Below are 17,447 nucleotides of genomic sequence, written 5' to 3'. Positions count from 1 at the left end.
CCGACGCCATCCGCCAGATGACCCAGCGCTACAACGTCGAATACATCGGCATCGACACGACCGGCATGGGCATCGGTGTGCTGCCCATCGTGCGCGGCTTCTTCCCGGCCGTCACGGCCCTGAATTACTCGCCCGAAGTCAAGACCCGCATGGTGCTGAAAGCCAAAAACATCATCAGCAAGGGCCGGCTGGAGTTTGACGCCGGCTGGACCGACATCGCGCAATCCTTCATGGCCATCCACAAGACCCTCACCCCAAGCGGGCGGCACGTGACCTATGTCGCCGGCCGCAGCGATGAAACCGGCCACGCCGATCTGGCATGGGCCTGCATGCACGCCCTCGATCACGAACCCTTCGAAGGTACCACCGACAACCACCAATCTTTCATGGAGATTTATTCTTGAGCAAAGCACGACACTTGCGCGCGCGCGGCCAGCAGGCCCAAGGCGCGCCATCACCAGCGGCCACGGCGCCAGCCGCCGCCGGCATCGAGGCGTTTTCCTTCGGCGATCCGACGCCTGTGCTCGAGCACGCGGACATTCTCGACTGCTTCGAATGCTGGAAGAACGGCCACTGGTATGAGCCGCCCGTCAACCTGGCCGGGCTGGCCAAGTCGTTCAACGCCGGCGTGCATCACAGCAGCGCGATCCACTTCAAGGCCAACGTGCTGGCGTCCACCCTGATCCCCAGCAAGTATTTGTCGCGCGACGCTTTTAAACGCATGGCCCTGGACTTCCTGACGTTCGGCAACGCCTACCTGGAAGACAGGCCCAGTCGCAGCGGCAAGGCGCTAAGCTATCAGCATGCCCTGGCCAAGTACATGCGGCGCGGCGTTGATCTGGATACCTACTTTTTCGTGAACGGCTACCAGGCCGTGCACCAGTTCGACAAGGGCCGCGTGTTTCACCTGATGGAGCCGGACGTGAATCAGGAGCTGTACGGCGTGCCGCAGTACCTGAGCGCGCTGCAGTCGGCCTGGCTCAACGAGGCGGCCACCCTGTTCCGCCGCAAGTACTACAAGAACGGCTCGCATGCCGGTTTCGTCTTCTACATGACGGACGCCGCTGCCAACACCCAGGACGTGGACAACCTGCGCCAGGCCATGCGCGATAGCAAGGGACCGGGCAACTTTCGCAACCTGTTCATGTACGCGCCGAACGGCAAGAAGGACGGTATCCAGATTCTGCCGGTGTCGGACGTGGCCGCCAAGGACGAGTTTTTCAACATCAAGAGCGTGACGCGCGACGACCAGCTGGCCGCGCACCGCGTGCCGCCGCAGCTGATGGGCATCCTGCCGAACAATGCCGGCGGCTTCGGCGCCGTCGAACCGGCCGCACGCGTCTTCGCCCGCAATGAACTGGTGCCGCTGCAGGCGCAGTTCGAAGCGATCAACGAGTGGGCCGGCGTGGAAGTGGTGAAGTTCGCCCCATATGACTTGGCCACGGGCGGGGAGGGCACAGCATGAGCGACCATATCGACAACACCGACAAGATCATCTTTGCCGAGGTGGCGCGTGGCCTGGCTGCGGTGCGCAGCCGGCCCGGCCTGGTGGCGTATGGCTGCTGCCACTACTGCGACGAGCCGCTGGCGCCCGCGCTGCTGTTCTGCAATGCGGACTGCCGCGACGACTACGACAAGGAACAGGCGGCGATGATCCGCGCCGGCCGCGCAGAATGACCGTCACGCCGTGATAGCCGGCAGGGCGGGGCCGCGACAGCCCAGCCGCGCCGGAGCGCCCCAGCCACCGAACAAGCCGCCCACGAGGCGGCTTTTTCACGTCCCAACGAATGATGTTGCTCTAGAGGCAAGAAAAAGCCCCATTTCAACCCGGCGCGCGCAGTTGTCCCCCCTCCACACCTGCCCGCTATATAGGGCTGTTTTGACTCAAATTTGCGCCATGGCCGAAGGCGCATGAGGACTGGCGCGGCGGGGCAAAGAGGGGGCATGCGATTTGACGCATTTTGACGCACTTTGAACGGTTTTTCGTGTGAGTGGTTTTGCATAGCATATTGCGGTTATTGGCATTGCCAAGGTGCAATATTACAAGAATGCGAAAGTAATGCTTGAAAATGCCGGCAAATGCCGGCAAAATATCTTTATCACTTTTGAAAGGGACAATTATGCAAAATGAATACAAACCAACATTGCGCTTTAACGCCGCTGAAACTAGACGCATCGATGCTGTGGCCCAAGTTGCTGGACTAAAATCTTCTGCGTGGATACGAAAGATTATTCTTGATAACGCGCCGCACCTCTCAATCAAAGATCCATTGGCTGTACGTGTAGCAGAATTTAGCGAGCCGCTTGGTTGGAACTTGATAAATTTCACTGAAGCTTTGGCTTTTGCCGAAGCCAATCAGTACGCCGATTTGGGTGAAATTGAGGCATACATAAATCGCTACACGAAGACTTATGAGGGGGAACTGTGGATTGATTGTGGCAAAGTCCCAGGTGTTTCAGCATTGGACGTGTCAAGTATTAGCGCCAAGGCAGTGGATCTTTGTCGACGAATTTTCGTTGCCCACGTGAATGTTCTAGTGGCAAATGAAAAATAAGAACATAGTGCTGATTTGTTGCATGCGATGCAATACGGCAGCAGGGAGCGTTGGAAAATTTTAACAACCGTTGGAAAATGAAAAAAAGGGTTACAAGCCGAAGCATGTAACCCTTTGATTTTCCTACTTATTCTGTGGGGTGGCTGATGGGGCTCGAACCCACGACAACAGGAATCACAATCCTAGACTTGGCTTTATATGATTATTTGAGCGAATACCGATGGACCAGACTCGATCGCTTTATCCAAAAACGACATAACAATTTCATCGGCGCAGTTGGCTAAGGTGCGAATTTGACCGCGCGAGTTGGGGGGCAAATCCGTGTCGCCACTTGGACCGAAGCTAAACCGACCTAAGACATCAAACCTGACTTTTTCAAACGTGACATATTTGTGCAGGCAAGCTATCCGCCCAGCCGCAGTGTTATTTTGGTAGGTAATGTTCAGCTGGAAGCGAACGGTGGTGCCCATGTACATGGCATCAATGGTGTAGTCATCAACTTTTTCCACCTGCAGAGTGCGCAATTTTGAGCTGCTTTCAGAACGAATTAATGTAACAGTGTTGAGTAATTCGCTGAATTCTCTCAGGATGTTTTCGTGATAGGCTTCTAATGCAGCCAAACGATCAAAGGTTGCTTTTTGAAACATTGTGGTCTCCAGATGTATTCGCACCGGCTTGCTCCGGGTCATCAATACCAAACTCACTTTGTGGCTGAAAATGCAATTGCAATAGCACTCATACGATTATTTTTAGGCGTAACTTATGGCGTAGCTTTTAAAAATAATGACAAGCCCACATAGAGCAAAAGTACTGTTGCATCAGTAGTGCATGTGTCGGGCGGCTATGTCGCTACTTCACAAGAGTCAGGTGCGGACGGCCTGACGGTCTAACATTCGTTCCAAATCGTATTTTTGCTCTACTGACCAAGGCGGACAATTTTTCAAGATACTCACTTGAAAGGTCTTCGACACTTCGCCCGTCGAGAGCTGGGAATTTTTCTTGTGGCATATCAGCGAAAGTTTGCTTTACGGTCCCAATGCTTGAAGGTAACGTGACGTAATACTTCTCTTTTGATCCATCAGGAAGTTCAACCTCCCATCCTGTGCCGCCTATCTGATCTCCAATGAAAAACGCTACGGCGTTACGTGGTCTTGGAAATTTTTTTATATCCTCAGTATTGAACGCGCTAATGTGAGCCGACGTGCTAACGTTCAATTTCCCTTGTTTGAGAATTTCGTTGCGAAGATTAAGAAAATATTTCATCAGAGAGTCGGCCTTCATTACCTCCTGTTCAGCTAAATACCACTCGTCAAACCCCTCTGCTTTGGAGCTAAGATTCTGAAGTGTAAATGTAACCGAACGACCAAAAACGATTAGATTGCGTAATCCGCTCATGCGTCGCGTGCGATCTGTCGAAAGCATATCGTCCAGGCCTAAACGTGCAGTTGCAAGGATATCGTCCGTTCTGGAAAGAATTTCATCAACCATCGTTGACCTTTGATAGAAAGAAAAAAGCAGCACTAAGCTATACTTCAAGGTGTCCATGGGGCGCCAGAACGCGCCCCATAAATCGCATCAAGCATACGCTGCTCAGTGCAGGACAGCACTATCGTTAGAACTCCGGCAAATTCTCTAAGTTGTCACGCTCCGTACTATTTCTGTCTGTCGTAATGTAGATATCGTCAATGAGATGTATCTGCGCACCAACCCTCCATTTGCCTTCGGTCGTTTTTATCCTGGTCTGGAATGTTGCCAAATTTAACCGAATGAGATCGGCCACGAACGCCCGCGGCACATTGCGCTCTGCCCCGATTGTCCCAGACTTTTCTTCTCTCACTATAACGTATTCGATATGACTACGACTTTGATTATAGCTGACTGCCGTGATGCAAAAATCTGCCATGCTCGCCCCTTTTTTGTGGATGATGAAATGCCATCTTTGAAAGTAAAGGCATTTTTGCGGAATTCAATAGGTACTTGTCTTGGCGCAGCAAAATCGTTTCCGCATCGTCTGTACTTGGTGAGGAAAAAAGGACTTTGTATGACGGCTGAAAAACCTCGCATGCGGAATGAGAAAATTCGTAACTTGTTGAATTTAAATAGATATTTCGAAGACTTGAAAACTAGAGTCTGCTAATTGTTTCAGATCGATGATGCACTGGCATCATCGATCGAGCACAAATGACCGGCTACAGGCGAAAAAAAAGGCTGTCATTTTGTTGTCATTCCTAGGCTAAAACAGCCCAAAAATAACCCAAATAATGACAGCCTTCTTGTCGCTAACTACTTGATTCTAAAGAATTCAGTGGTGGAGACGGCGGGAATCGAACCCGCGTCCGCAAGCACTCCACAGACAGTTCTACATACTTAGCACTATCATTTAATTTAACTCAGCCAGCACGGATGTGCACGTTATGGGCAAGCGAGTTACCTATTATTTAGTCGGACGCTAAGTAACCCAGCATACGACGAGTCCCTGTAAATGACTCTAGAGCTTTTGACGGCCCACCCCAGGGACGAGGTGTTCTAGAGCTAACAGCGATTAAGCTGCCAGTGCGTACGAGTTATCGTTTGCAGTTAAGTTTTTTCAGGTTGTATTTACGAGGTAGCCCGCCCTCGGTATGCCCTGCGCTGCTTTGCAACCCACGTCGAAACCAGGTCGTCCCCACAGAACCTTCATTGTAGCGCAATCTGCCCACTCTTGCATGATGCATTCGCTTGCTGGCATGTCAGATCAAGCGGAGGCCGATTTATGCCGCCAACTGCCGCGCCTGCGCCGCCTTCACCACGGCGCTGACCAGCTCGAGCAACGCTTGTGGCGTGTCTAGCAGGTGGTCGGCGTTCCAGTGCTGCGGCTCGATGGGGCCGCAGTAGCCCCAGGCGCAGGCCACCGTGCGCATGCCGGCGGCGCGGCCGGCCTGGATGTCGCGCAGGTCGTCGCCCACGTACCAGCAATCTTCCGGTGCGAGGTCCAGGCGGCGCGCCGCTTCCAGCAGGGGAGCGGGGTGCGGTTTCGGATGGGACATGGTGTCGCCCGAGATCACGCAGCCGGCGGCGCCCAGGCCGATCTGGCCGACCAGCGGGTCGGTGAAGCGGGCGGCCTTGTTGGTGACCACGCCCCAGGCCAGGCCCAGGGCGCTCAAGCCTTCCAGCATGGCCGGGATGCCGTCGAACAAGCGGCTTTCCACGGCCAGGGCCGCCTCGTAATTGTTCAGGAAGCCGTCTTTCAGGGCTTCGTAGCCGCTTTCGCCCGGTTGCACGCCATACGACGCGGCTATCATGCCGCGCGCGCCGGCCGAGGCTGTGGGGCGCAGGATGTCATACGGGGTCGGCGCCAGGCCGGCGCGCGCGCGCAGCAGGTTGATGGCCGCTGCCAGGTCGGGCGCGGTGTCGGCCAGGGTGCCGTCGAGGTCGAACAGAATGGCGCGCGGGGCTGGCAGATGGTCTGTGATCATGGCGGGCAAAGTGTGTCAAGTAGGAATGAAAAATGGCGGCCGCAGCCGCCTTGTTTTGTGCGTGATGGTTACAGCGGCCGGGTGCAAGCCACCAGATAATTGACGCTGGTATCGCTATTAAGTGAGTAAATCTTGGTCAGCGGATTGTAGCCCATGCCACGCATGCTGTTGACGTCCAGGCCGGCGCTGCGCAGGTATTGCGACAGTTCGGCCGGGGTGATGAACTTGTCATAGTCGTGCGTGCCTTTCGGCAACAGGCGCAGCAGGTACTCGGCGCCCAGGATGGCGAACAGATACGCTTTCGGGTTGCGGTTCAGGGTCGACAGGAACACGTGGCCGCCCGGTTTGACCAGGGTGGCGCAGGCCTTGACGATGGCGGCCGGGTCCGGCACGTGCTCGAGCATTTCCATGCAGGTCACCACGTCGTACTGGCCCGGCTCTTCCTCGGCCATGGCTTCGGCGGCGATCAGCTTGTAGCGTACCTTGGCGCCCGATTCCAGGCTGTGCAAGTCGGCCACTTTCAGGGCTTTCTCGGACAGGTCGATGCCCGTCACGTCGGCGCCCTTGCGGGCCATCGATTCGGCCAGGATGCCGCCACCGCAGCCGATGTCGATCACGCGCTTGCCGGCCAGCGGCACTTTCGCGTTGATCCATTCCAGGCGCAGGGGGTTAATTTCGTGCAGGGGACGAAACTCGGAAGTGGGGTCCCACCAGCGGTGGGCCAGCTCACTGAATTTTTGGATTTCAAGAGGGTCGGCATTCATAGGTCGAATAATAGCGGCAATTTTACAATTGGGCAGCCACGGACGAAAAAAAACCCCGCCGTAGCGGGGTTTTTCATGCTGTTCTTGACTTGCGCGATGACTTGCGGCAAGTCCAGGGGCTCAGCTATTACTTGTTGCGGGTACCAACAACTTCGATTTCCACGCGACGGTTTTTCGCACGGCCTTCGGCAGTTTTGTTATCAGCAACAGGTTGCTTCTCGCCTTTGCCTTCGGTGTACACGCGGTTGCTTTCAACGCCTTTGGTGACCAGGTAGGCTTTGACAGCATCAGCACGACGTACCGACAGTTTTTGGTTGTAAGCATCGGTGCCGACGGAGTCGGTGTGACCCACAGCGATGATGACTTCCAGGTTGATGCCGCCCAGTTGTGCGGACAGCTCGTCCAGCTTGGCTTTGCCTTCTGGCTTCAGCGTAGCTTTGTCGAAATCGAAGAATGCATCAGCAGCGAAGCTGACTTTTTCCGAGGTAGGAGCAACGACGACTGGTACCGGTACGACAACGGCTGGTGCCGGTGCTGGTACGACTGGCGCTGGAGGCGCTACGCATTTGCCGTCTTGCAGGGTTTCTGGCTCTACGCACAGTGGCACGTCGCAACCTGGCACTGCGTCAGCAGGTGTCCAGTAGCCGGTACGCCAGCACAGGCCGAATGGGTCACGCACGATTACGCCGCGGGCATCTTGCACGTAAGCGCTTTTTGGGCTTGGTGCTTTGATGTCAGTGGTAACTGGCGCGAACGGTGGGGAGGTTGGGGTTTGGGCCGAAGCCGAGCCAGCAATCACTGCGGATGCAGCGAAAAACAGCGTTACAAATTTATTCATTCTTTTTTCCTTTCGGGGGGTGATATCCGCAGAACAACACTGCGCTACTGGTGCTACGTGCCAAGATTTTATCATGTAGACCATATGCGCTCGTTTCAGATTGCGAAACTAGCAATTAACTTCCCAGTCATTTTGCCACACGCATCAGGGGCACACGACCGTGGTTAAATCAAAGCTTGCCCGATTTTAGACCGTGCGTTGTTTTTGCGCAACGAAAATGCCCATTTGTAACGCATCTGTAACATTTGATCGCTTTTTTTGCCACTTTTAAGGGCAGGTGTCTTGAACTGATATTGCCATTGTGCATTATCGACAGGTCAACATGCACGCCCCCGGTGCAAACTGCCAATCTTGTTGGTATGGCCAATTTGTACAGGTAGCTGGGCGCGCATGCTAAAATCGTGCGCTTGACTGTTAAGAGTGTCGAGCACGGCGGCATTGCATGGCCAGCAGGTACCCTTGCGGTACCCGTACTGGCCGTGCCGCCAGCCCGCCGATTTGTCTGGCACTCTGCGACATGGAAGCCGGGCCGCGCCAGCAGCGCACGGCGCAGCGTCCACGACGACAGCCACCCAGGATATGCAGTATTGCGTCATACATTGCGTAACAGATAAGTTAACCACAGCCTGAGATCAGTCGAACCGCCAATGGATCAATTCGCAAAAGAAACAATTCCTATTTCCCTCGAAGAAGAGATGCGCAAGAGCTACCTCGATTACGCCATGAGCGTGATCGTCGGCCGCGCCTTGCCCGATGCGCGCGATGGCTTGAAGCCAGTGCACCGCCGCGTCTTGTTCGCGATGCATGAAATGAATAACGTGTGGAACCGCCCTTACGTCAAGTGCGCCCGCGTGGTCGGCGAAACCATGGGTAAATACCATCCCCACGGCGATGCCTCGATCTACGACACACTGGTGCGCATGGCGCAAGATTTTTCGCTGCGCTACATGCTCGTCGATGGTCAGGGTAACTTCGGTTCCGTCGACGGCGACGGCGCCGCGGCGATGCGTTACACCGAGTGCCGCCTGGACAAGATCGCCGGCGAGCTGCTGGCCGATATCGACAAGGACACCGTCGACTTCCAGCCCAACTACGACGGCAAGGAAAAGGAGCCGACGGTCTTGCCGACGCGTATCCCGAACCTGCTGATCAATGGCTCGTCCGGTATCGCCGTCGGCATGGCGACGAACATTCCGCCACATAACATCACCGAAGTCATCGACGGCGCGCTGCACGTGCTGCGCAACCCCGATTGCACGATCGATGAATTGATCGAACTGATCCCGGCGCCGGATTTCCCGACGGCCGGCATCATCTATGGCGTGTCCGGCGTGCGCGACGGCTACCGCACGGGCCGCGGCCGCGTCGTCATGCGCGCCAAGACCCACTTCGAAGAATACGGCAAGGATGGCGGCCGCATCGCCATCATCGTCGACGAGCTGCCATTTCAGGTCAACAAGAAATCCTTGCTGGAACGCATCGCTGAAAACGTGCGCGACAAGAAGCTCGACGGCATTTCCGACATCCGCGACGAATCCGACAAGTCGGGCATGCGCGTGGTGATCGAGCTGAAACGGGGCGAAGTGCCGGAAGTGGTGCTGAACAATCTGTACAAGCAGACCCAGTTGCAAGATACCTTCGGCATGAACATGGTGGCCCTGGTCGATGGCCAGCCGAAGCTGCTGAACCTCAAGCAGATGCTGCAATGCTTCCTGTCGCACCGCCGCGAAGTGGTCACGCGCCGCACCGTGTTCGAACTGCGCAAGGCGCGCGAGCGCGGCCACGTATTGGAAGGCCTGGCTGTCGCGCTGGCCAATATCGATGACTTCATCGCCATCATCAAGGCCGCGCCGACGCCGCCGATCGCCAAGGTCGAGCTGATGGCCAAGGCCTGGGATTCGTCCGTCGTGCGCGAAATGCTGGCCCGCACGGGCGACGGCACGACGCCAGGCGGCATCGATGCCTACCGTCCGGAAAACCTGCCGAAGCACTACGGCATGCAGACGGATGGCCTGTACAAGCTGTCGGACGACCAGGCGCAGGAAATTCTGCAGATGCGCCTGCAGCGCCTGACCGGCCTGGAGCAGGACAAGATCGTCAACGAGTACAAGGATGTGATGGAACATATCGCCGACTTGCTCGATATCCTGGCCAAGCCTGAACGCGTGACCGTCATCATCACCGATGAAATGACGGCGGCGAAGAACGAATACGGCGCCGGCAACAAGGACGTGCGCCGCTCGCAGATCGAGTTGAACGCGACCGACCTGGAAACGGAAGACCTGATCACGCCGCAGGACATGGTCGTGACCCTGTCGCACACCGGCTACATGAAGGCCCAGCCGATCACCGAATACCGCGCGCAGAAGCGCGGCGGACGCGGCAAGCAGGCCATGGCGACCAAAGAGGAAGACTGGATCGACCAGCTGTTCATCGCCAACACGCACGACTACATCCTGTGCTTCTCGGATCGTGGCCGCATGTACTGGCTGAAGGTGTGGGAAGTGCCGCAAGGCTCGCGCAATTCGCGCGGCAAGCCGATCGTCAACATGTTCCCGCTGCAGGACAACGAAAAGATCACCGTGATCCTGCCGCTGTCGGGCGAGAACCGCACGTTCCCGGAAGACCATTACGTGTTCATGTCGACCAGCCTCGGTACCGTGAAAAAGACGCCGCTGAAGGACTTCAGCAATCCACGCAAGGCCGGCATCATCGCCGTCGACCTGGACGACGGCGACTTCCTGATCGGCGCGGCGCTGACCGATGGCCAGCACGACGTGATGCTGTTCTCCGATTCGGGCAAGGCAGTGCGCTTCGACGAGAACGATGTGCGTCCGATGGGCCGTACGGCGCGTGGCGTGCGCGGCATGAACCTGGAAGAAGGCCAGCACGTGATCGCCCTGCTGGTGGCCGAGAACGAGCAGCAGTCGGTGCTGACGGCCACGGAAAACGGCTACGGCAAGCGGACGCCGATCACCGAATACACGCGCCATGGCCGTGGCACGAAAGGCATGATCGCCATCCAGACCAGCGAGCGCAACGGTAAAGTGGTTGCCGCGACCCTGGTCGATACCAGCGATGAAATCATGCTGATCACCACCGGTGGCGTATTGATCCGCACCCGCGTGTCGGAAATCCGCGAGATGGGCCGCGCGACGCAGGGCGTGACCCTGATCGCCGTGGAAGACGGCACCAAGCTGTCCGGCCTGCAGCGCGTGGTGGAAACGGATATCGACGAAGTCGAGCTGACGACGGAGGCGGACGCCGCGCCTGCGGCGGCGGCTGAGCCAGCCGATCCAGCAGACCCGGCCCAGCCGGAGTAAGATGATTGGGGCTCTTTCGGGAGCCCCAATTGCTATGGGTGCGCCACTTGCGGCGCCAGCCTGCGTCCCCTAGATTGTTCCCCGCTTTTGTAAAGTCCCGCATGCCATGAGAAAAATCGTCGCCACCTTCTTCGCCGCGTTTTCGCTGGCCTTTCTTGCAACCCTGCCGGCCCTGGCCCAGAGCACGCAAGCGACGCCCGCGCGCCAGGCCGCGCCCAGCCCCGCCATGAAAGTGGCCGTGCGGCGCATGCTCGACGCGATGCAGTTCCCGCAACTGACGCGCAATATCTTCGACCAGATGCTGCAATCGGTGCCGGCCATGATCCGCCAGTCGGCGCAGCAGCAAATCAACAGCAACCCGAAGCTGGACGAGCAGCGCAAGGCGCGCGCGCTGGCCAGCGCCGAGGAAGAAATCCCCCTGGCCATCGCCACCCTGACGCAGGTGCTGGCCGACCCGACCCTGATCGAGGAACTGGGCGATGAAATGGTGCCCCTGTACGCGCGCTTTTACACGGTGCCGGAAGTCGAGCAGCTGACGGCCTTCTACAAGACGCCGCTGGGCCGCAAGATGCTGGCCACCATGCCGCAACTGTCTGCAGAATCGATGGCCATCAGCCAGCGCGTGCTGATCCCCCGCGTGAATGCCGTGCTTGACCAGGTCATGCGGGCGGCCACGCAGCAGTCGCCCCAATAATTTCATTTTACTAAGGACCGTATCGTGACCCATATCTACAATTTTTCCGCCGGCCCCGCCGTCCTGCCCAAGGAAGTGCTGGCGCAAGCGGCCCTTGAAATGCAGGACTGGCATGGCAGTGGCATGTCGGTGATGGAAATGAGCCACCGTGGTCCCGAATTCATTTCCATCTACCAGCAGGCGGTGGCCGACCTGCGCGAGCTGCTGGCCGTGCCCGCGAACTACAAAATCCTGTTCCTGCAGGGCGGTGGCCTGGGCGAGAACGCCATCATCCCCATGAACCTGGCGGGCCTGGCCGCGCAGCAGCCGGCCACCGTCGACTTCGTGCACACGGGCTCGTGGTCGGGCAAGTCGATACAGGAGGCGGCCAAGTACGCCAACGTCAACGTGGCCGCGTCGTCCAAGGCCATCCATTTCACGGGCGTGCCGCCGGTGAGTGAATGGAAGCTGACGCCAGGCGCCGCCTATCTGCACATCTGTACCAATGAAACCATCGACGGCGTGGAATTCCAGCAGGCGCCGAACGTGCCGCCAGGGACCACCATCGTGGCCGACATGTCGTCGCACATTCTGTCGCGCGTGATCGACGTGTCGCAATACGGCGTCATCTTCGGCGGCGCGCAGAAAAATATCGGCCCGGCCGGCCTGACCCTGGTCATCGTGCGCGAAGACTTGCTGGGCAAGGCGCTGCCGATCTGCCCGTCGGCCTTCGACTGGAGCATCGTGGCCGAACATGAGTCGATGTACAACACGCCGCCCACCTACGGCATCTATATCGCCGGCCTGGTTTTCCAGTGGCTCAAACGCCAGGGTGGCGTTGCAGCCATGGAACAGCGTAATATTGAGAAAGCGGCGCTGCTGTACGCGGCGCTCGATGCGGATGACTTCTACCAGAACCGGGTCGACCCAGCATACCGCTCGCGCATGACCATCCCGTTCTATCTGCGCGACGAAAGTCTGAACGACGCATTCCTGGCCGGCGCCAAGCAGCGCGGCTTGCTGCAACTGAAGGGCCACAAGTCCGTCGGCGGCATGCGTGCATCGATCTATAACGCGATGCCGATCGAGGGCGTGCAAGCCCTGGTCAACTATTTGAACGAGTTTGCCGGACGCTGAGTCGCATAGACGACCGCGCTGGCCCGCCGCCGGCGCAGGCCGCGCGGCCATGATTGAAGTACAGCTGACGAAACAAGCCAACCATGACCGATAAATTGAAACCGCTGCGCGAACAGATCGATGCGATCGACGCGCAAATCCTCGAGCTGCTGAACCGACGCGCGCAAATTGCCCAGGAAGTGGGCCACGTGAAGGCCGAAACGCAGGCGCCCGTGTTCCGTCCCGAGCGCGAAGCGCAGGTGCTGCGCGGCGTGGCCGAGCGCAATCCCGGCCCCATGGGCGACCGCGAAGTGCAGACCATCTTCCGCGAAATCATGTCGTCCTGCCGCTCGCTGGAAAAGCGCGTCACCGTGGCGTATCTGGGCCCGGCCGGCACCTTCAGCGAACAGGCCGTGTATCAGCAGTTCGGCAGCGCCGTCGAAGGCTTGCCGTGCGCGTCCATCGATGAAGTGTTCCGCGCGGCCGAAGCGGGAACGGCGGACTTCGGCGTCGTGCCGATCGAGAATTCCTCGGAAGGCGCCGTCAACCGCACGCTCGACATGATGCTGCAGACTAGCCTCATCATCAGCGGCGAGGTGGCCATTGCCGTGCACCACAGCCTGATGACGAAGAGCGGCAACATGGAGGGCGTCACGTCGATCTGCGCCCATTCGCAGGCGCTGGCGCAGTGCCAGGTGTGGCTGAACCAGAATTACCCGCACGTTGCGCGCCACGCCGTGGCCTCGAACGCCGAAGCGGCCCGCATGGCCGGCGAAGATGGCACGGTGGCGGCGATTGCCAGCGAACTGGCGGGCGCGCAGTACAAGCTGGGCGTGGTCAAGGGGCATATCCAGGACGACCCGCACAACCGCACGCGCTTTGCCGTCGTCGGCACCTTGCAGACGGCGCCGTCGGGCAAGGATCAGACCTCGCTGGTGCTGGCCGTGCCGAACAAGGCGGGCGCCGTGTACCAGTTGCTCGCGCCCCTGGCGAAACACGGCGTGTCGATGACGCGCTTCGAGTCGCGCCCGGCGCGCATGGGCAGCTGGGAGTATTATTTCTATGTCGACGTGGAGGGCCACGTGCACGACGCTGCCGTCGCCCAGGCGCTGGCCGAGTTGCAGAGCAATGCGGCGTTTTTCAAGGTGCTGGGGTCGTATCCGGTCAGTCTGTGACGCCGACGGTGGTGTCGGATTACGCTCCGCCTCGGCGGCCCCGCTAATCCGGCCTACCCGACATACGGTAAGCTGTAGGTTGGGTCAGCGCAGCGTAACCCAACAACAGCCACCAGCCTAATCATTCACCAACTTTTAAAGAACACCATGTCTAAAAATATCGGTCCAGAATACGTCCGCGCCATCGCCCCTTACCAGAGCGGCAAGCCGATCGCGGAAGTCGCGCGCGAGTTCGGCCTCGACGAGGCAGCCATCGTCAAGCTGGCGTCGAATGAAAACCCGTACGGCATGCCGGAATCGGCCAAGCAGGCGATGATCGCCGCCATCGATGACCTGGGCCGCTATCCGGACGCCAACGGCTTCGACTTGAAAGCCGTGCTGTCCAAGCGCTACGACGTGCCGGCCGACTGGATCACCCTGGGCAACGGCAGCAACGACATCCTGGAAATCGCCGCGCACGCGTTTGTCGAACACGGCCAGTCCGTCGTCTACTCGCAGTATTCGTTCGCCGTGTACGCGCTGGCCACGCAAGGCCTGGGCGCGCGCCATATCGTCGTGCCCGCGCAAGCGTATGGCCATGACCTGGACGCGATGGCGGCGGCGATCGCCGACGACACGCGATTGATCTTCATCGCCAACCCGAACAACCCGACCGGCACCTTCCTGACGGCGGCGCAGCTCGAAGCCTTCCTGCAGAAAGTGCCGCAGCACGTGGTGGTGGTGCTGGACGAGGCCTACAACGAATTCCTCTCGGCCGACGACCAGTACGAGTCGACGGCGTGGGTGCGCCAGTACCCGAACCTGGTGGTCTCGCGCACCCTGTCGAAGGCCTACGGCCTGGCCGGTCTGCGCATCGGCTTTGCCATCGCCCAGCCGATGCTGACGGACCTGATGAACCGCATCCGCCAGCCTTTCAACGTCAACTCGCTGGCGCAGGCGGCGGCGATCGCCGCCCTGAACGACAAGGCCTTCCTCGAGCAAAGCGCGCGCAACAACGCGGCCGGCTACCAGCAGTTCACAGAAGCGTTCACGCAGCTGGGCCTGGAATTCGTGCCATCGCACGGCAATTTCGTGCTGGTCAAGGTGGGCGACGACGACGGCGCCGGCGCGCGAGTCAACCTGGCGCTGCTGCAACAGGGCGTGATCGTGCGTCCCGTCGGCAGCTATGGCTTGCCGCAATGGCTGCGCATCTCCATCGGCCTGCCGCAGGAAAACGCCATCTTCATTGCCGCGCTGACGAAAGCGCTGGCCTGACGATATGACGACGCCTGCACTGAAGAAGGTCGTCATTTTTGGCGTAGGCCTGATCGGCGGCTCGTTCGCGCGCGCCCTGAAACATGCGGACGCGGTGACCACCGTGGTTGGCATGGGCCGCTCGCCGGCGTCGATGGCGCGCGCGCTCGAACTGGGCATCATCGACGCGATCGGCGGCGACATGGCCGATGCCTTGCTTGGCGCCGACCTGGTGCTGCTGGCCGCGCCCGTGGCGCAGACGGGCGCCATCCTGGCGTCCATCGCGCCGCACCTGCAGCCCGGCACCGTCGTCACCGATGCGGGCAGCACGAAAAGCGACGTGGTGGCGGCCGCGCGCGCGGCGCTGGGTAGCAAGGTGGGGCAATTCGTACCCGGCCACCCGATCGCGGGACGCGAGACGAATGGCCCCGACGCCGCCATCACCGATCTGTATCAGGGCAAGAAAGTGGTGCTCACGCCGCTGGCGGAAAACGCCGCGGCCGACGTGGAACGGGTGGCGGCCGCGTGGCGCGCCTGCGGCGCCATCCTGCGCACCTTGGGCCCCGAAGAACATGACAAGGTGTTTGCCGCCGTCAGCCATCTGCCGCATCTGCTGGCCTTTGCGCTGGTCGACGACATCGCCAACAAACCGCACGCGGGCCTGCTGTTTCAATATGCGGCCAGCGGCTTTCGCGACTTTACGCGCATCGCCGGCTCATCGCCGGAAATGTGGCGCGACATCAGCCTGGCCAACCAGCCGGCGCTGCTGCACGAACTGGACGCCTACCTGGCGCAGTTGACGACCTTGCGCGCCCACCTGGCCGCGAACGACGGCGGCGCCATCGAGGGCGTGTATGCGAACGCCCAGCACGCGCGGCAGCAATGGATCGAGGCGATCGAGACGGCGGAAGCTCCCGCGCCCGTACAATAAATACTCAAGGATTCCAGCATGACCCAGACCAAGCACTACCCCCACCATATCGATTTGAAACCGGTGCTGCACGCCGAAGGCACGGTGCGCCTGCCCGGCTCGAAAAGCATTTCCAACCGCGTGCTGCTGCTGGCCGCGCTGGCTAAAGGCACGACGAAGATCATCGACTTGCTCGCCTCCGACGACACCTTCGTCATGCTCACGGCACTGACCTCGCTGGGCGTGAAATGGACGCAGGATGAATTGACGGGCGACCCGGCCACGGCCCACCAGGTGCACCACGTGGAAGGCTGCGGCGGCGTGTTCCCGCACCACGCGGCGGACCTGTTCATGGGGAACGCCGGCACGGCGATCCGCCCGCTGACGGCGGCGCTGGCCGTCATCGGCGGCGACTACACGCTGCACGGCGTGTCGCGCATGCACGAGCGCCCGATCGGCGACCTGGTCGACGCGCTGAATGCCGTCGGCACGCAGATCGAGTACACGGGCGAACAGGGCTTCCCGCCGCTGCGCATCCGCCGCGGCCACATTCACGCGCAGCGCATCGCCGTGCGCGGCAATGTGTCGAGCCAGTTCCTGACGGCCCTCTTGATGGTGGCGCCGCTGATGGCGCGCGACCATGCGGTGACCATCGACGTGACGGGCGAGCTGATTTCCAAGCCATACATCGAGATCACCCTGAACCTGATGCGCCGTTTCGGCGTGACGGTCGAGCATGACGGCTGGCAGTCGTTTACCGTGCAGCCGGGCCAGCACTATCAAAGCCCGGGCACGATTCACGTCGAAGGCGACGCGTCGTCGGCCTCGTACTTTCTGGCGGCCGGCGCCATCGGCGGCGGTCCCGTGCGCGTGGAAGGCGTGGGGCGCGACAGCATCCAGGGCGACGTGCGTTTCGTCGAAGCCTTGCAGCAGATGGGCGCGACCATCACCATGGGCGAGAACTGGATCGAGGCCCGCTCGAACGGCGTCTTGACAGCCGTCGACATGGACTTCAATCACATTCCCGACGCGGCCATGACGATCGCCGTGGCCGCCCTGTACGCGGATGGCACGTCGACCTTGCGCAATATCGCCAGCTGGAGGGTGAAGGAAACGGACCGCCTGGCGGCCATGGCGACGGAATTGCGTAAACTCGGCGCCGAAGTGGAAGAGGGCGCGGACTACCTGCGCGTGACGCCACCGGCGCAGATTCTTGCCGCCAGCATCGACACGTATGACGACCACCGCATGGCCATGTGCTTTTCGCTGGCCTCGCTGGACGGCGCCGCGCGCCGCGGCAACGCCATGCGCATCAACGACCCGAAATGCGTGGCCAAGACCTTCCCCGAGTACTTCGCCGCATTCGCGGGGATAGCCAAAGATAGTCTTATTTAACCGAAGGCAA

Annotated in this window: 16 protein-coding genes and 1 other RNA gene; 11 read left to right on the top strand and 6 right to left on the bottom strand. The window is 59.7% G+C overall.

Annotated features, from left to right (window positions below; all coding sequences use genetic code 11):
- The 4 genes from AC54AF_RS08870 to AC54AF_RS08855 form a co-directional block, all read left to right on the top strand.
- Positions 1-404, top strand: a 404-nt coding sequence (locus AC54AF_RS08870; protein ID WP_496636255.1) for a phage terminase large subunit family protein, incomplete at its 5' end; no start/stop codon positions are given.
- On the top strand, positions 401-1,465 hold the full coding sequence (locus AC54AF_RS08865; RefSeq protein ID WP_496636254.1) for a phage portal protein: 1,065 nt from the start codon (positions 401-403) through the stop codon (positions 1,463-1,465). The genes AC54AF_RS08870 and AC54AF_RS08865, both read left to right, overlap by 4 nt.
- A complete protein-coding gene (locus AC54AF_RS08860; RefSeq protein WP_496636253.1) occupies positions 1,462-1,677 on the top strand; it encodes a hypothetical protein in 216 nt (71 codons plus the stop codon). Before AC54AF_RS08865 ends, AC54AF_RS08860 begins: the two co-directional genes overlap by 4 nt.
- Positions 1,678-2,069: 392 nt before the next feature.
- The gene (locus AC54AF_RS08855; protein WP_496636252.1) at positions 2,070-2,555 is read left to right on the top strand and encodes a hypothetical protein; all 486 of its coding nucleotides are present in this window, start codon (positions 2,070-2,072) and stop codon (positions 2,553-2,555) included.
- A 194-nt stretch (positions 2,556-2,749) separates the two neighbouring features.
- On the opposite strand, the gene AC54AF_RS08850 is transcribed toward AC54AF_RS08855, so the two are convergent.
- The 6 genes from AC54AF_RS08850 to ompA form a co-directional block, all read right to left on the bottom strand.
- The gene (locus tag AC54AF_RS08850; RefSeq protein ID WP_496636251.1) at positions 2,750-3,202 is read right to left on the bottom strand and encodes a hypothetical protein; all 453 of its coding nucleotides are present in this window, start codon (positions 3,200-3,202) and stop codon (positions 2,750-2,752) included.
- 202 nt (positions 3,203-3,404) lie between these two features.
- Positions 3,405-4,100: an Ea47 family protein gene (locus tag AC54AF_RS08845; protein WP_489209253.1), complete on the bottom strand. Its 696-nt coding sequence runs from the start codon at positions 4,098-4,100 to the stop codon at positions 3,405-3,407.
- 761 nt (positions 4,101-4,861) lie between these two features.
- Positions 4,862-5,222: a transfer-messenger RNA gene (ssrA, locus tag AC54AF_RS08840) on the bottom strand.
- Positions 5,223-5,305: 83 nt separating this feature from the next.
- Entirely contained in the window at positions 5,306-6,010 is a 705-nt protein-coding gene (locus AC54AF_RS08835; RefSeq protein WP_496636250.1) for an HAD family hydrolase, read from the bottom strand.
- Positions 6,011-6,078: 68 nt separating this feature from the next.
- Positions 6,079-6,774 (bottom strand): bifunctional 2-polyprenyl-6-hydroxyphenol methylase/3-demethylubiquinol 3-O-methyltransferase UbiG, encoded by a 696-nt coding sequence (gene ubiG / locus AC54AF_RS08830; RefSeq protein WP_496636249.1) that lies wholly within the window; start codon positions 6,772-6,774, stop codon positions 6,079-6,081.
- A gap of 127 nt (positions 6,775-6,901) precedes the next feature.
- Positions 6,902-7,612 carry an outer membrane protein OmpA gene (gene ompA / locus AC54AF_RS08825; protein WP_096234293.1) on the bottom strand — a complete coding sequence of 237 codons (711 nt, stop codon included), beginning with the start codon at positions 7,610-7,612 and terminating at the stop codon, positions 6,902-6,904.
- A 647-nt stretch (positions 7,613-8,259) separates the two neighbouring features.
- On the opposite strand from ompA, the gene gyrA reads away from it, so the two are divergent.
- The 7 genes from gyrA (at position 8,260) to aroA (ending at position 17,437) form a co-directional block, all read left to right on the top strand.
- On the top strand, positions 8,260-10,935 hold the full coding sequence (gyrA, locus tag AC54AF_RS08820) for a DNA gyrase subunit A (protein ID WP_496636248.1): 2,676 nt from the start codon (positions 8,260-8,262) through the stop codon (positions 10,933-10,935).
- A 106-nt stretch (positions 10,936-11,041) separates the two neighbouring features.
- The gene (locus AC54AF_RS08815; protein WP_496636247.1) at positions 11,042-11,629 is read left to right on the top strand and encodes a DUF2059 domain-containing protein; all 588 of its coding nucleotides are present in this window, start codon (positions 11,042-11,044) and stop codon (positions 11,627-11,629) included.
- A gap of 24 nt (positions 11,630-11,653) precedes the next feature.
- Complete coding sequence (serC, locus tag AC54AF_RS08810; protein WP_496636246.1) at positions 11,654-12,745, top strand: 3-phosphoserine/phosphohydroxythreonine transaminase; 1,092 nt, start codon at positions 11,654-11,656, stop codon at positions 12,743-12,745.
- Between the two features lie 83 nt (positions 12,746-12,828).
- Positions 12,829-13,899, top strand: a complete 1,071-nt coding sequence (gene pheA / locus AC54AF_RS08805; RefSeq protein WP_131687110.1) for a prephenate dehydratase — start codon at positions 12,829-12,831, stop codon at positions 13,897-13,899.
- Positions 13,900-14,046: 147 nt separating this feature from the next.
- Positions 14,047-15,153 carry a histidinol-phosphate transaminase gene (gene hisC / locus AC54AF_RS08800; RefSeq protein WP_496636245.1) on the top strand — a complete coding sequence of 369 codons (1,107 nt, stop codon included), beginning with the start codon at positions 14,047-14,049 and terminating at the stop codon, positions 15,151-15,153.
- Between the two features lie 4 nt (positions 15,154-15,157).
- On the top strand, positions 15,158-16,063 hold the full coding sequence (locus tag AC54AF_RS08795) for a prephenate dehydrogenase (protein WP_496636244.1): 906 nt from the start codon (positions 15,158-15,160) through the stop codon (positions 16,061-16,063).
- A gap of 18 nt (positions 16,064-16,081) precedes the next feature.
- A complete protein-coding gene (aroA, locus tag AC54AF_RS08790; RefSeq protein WP_496636243.1) occupies positions 16,082-17,437 on the top strand; it encodes a 3-phosphoshikimate 1-carboxyvinyltransferase in 1,356 nt (451 codons plus the stop codon).
- Positions 17,438-17,447 lie beyond the last annotated feature (10 nt).

Source organism: Janthinobacterium sp. JF4 (genome assembly GCF_059617925.1).
Note: the sequence above shows the minus strand (reverse complement) of the source record. Positions and strands in the feature narration are given on the sequence as shown.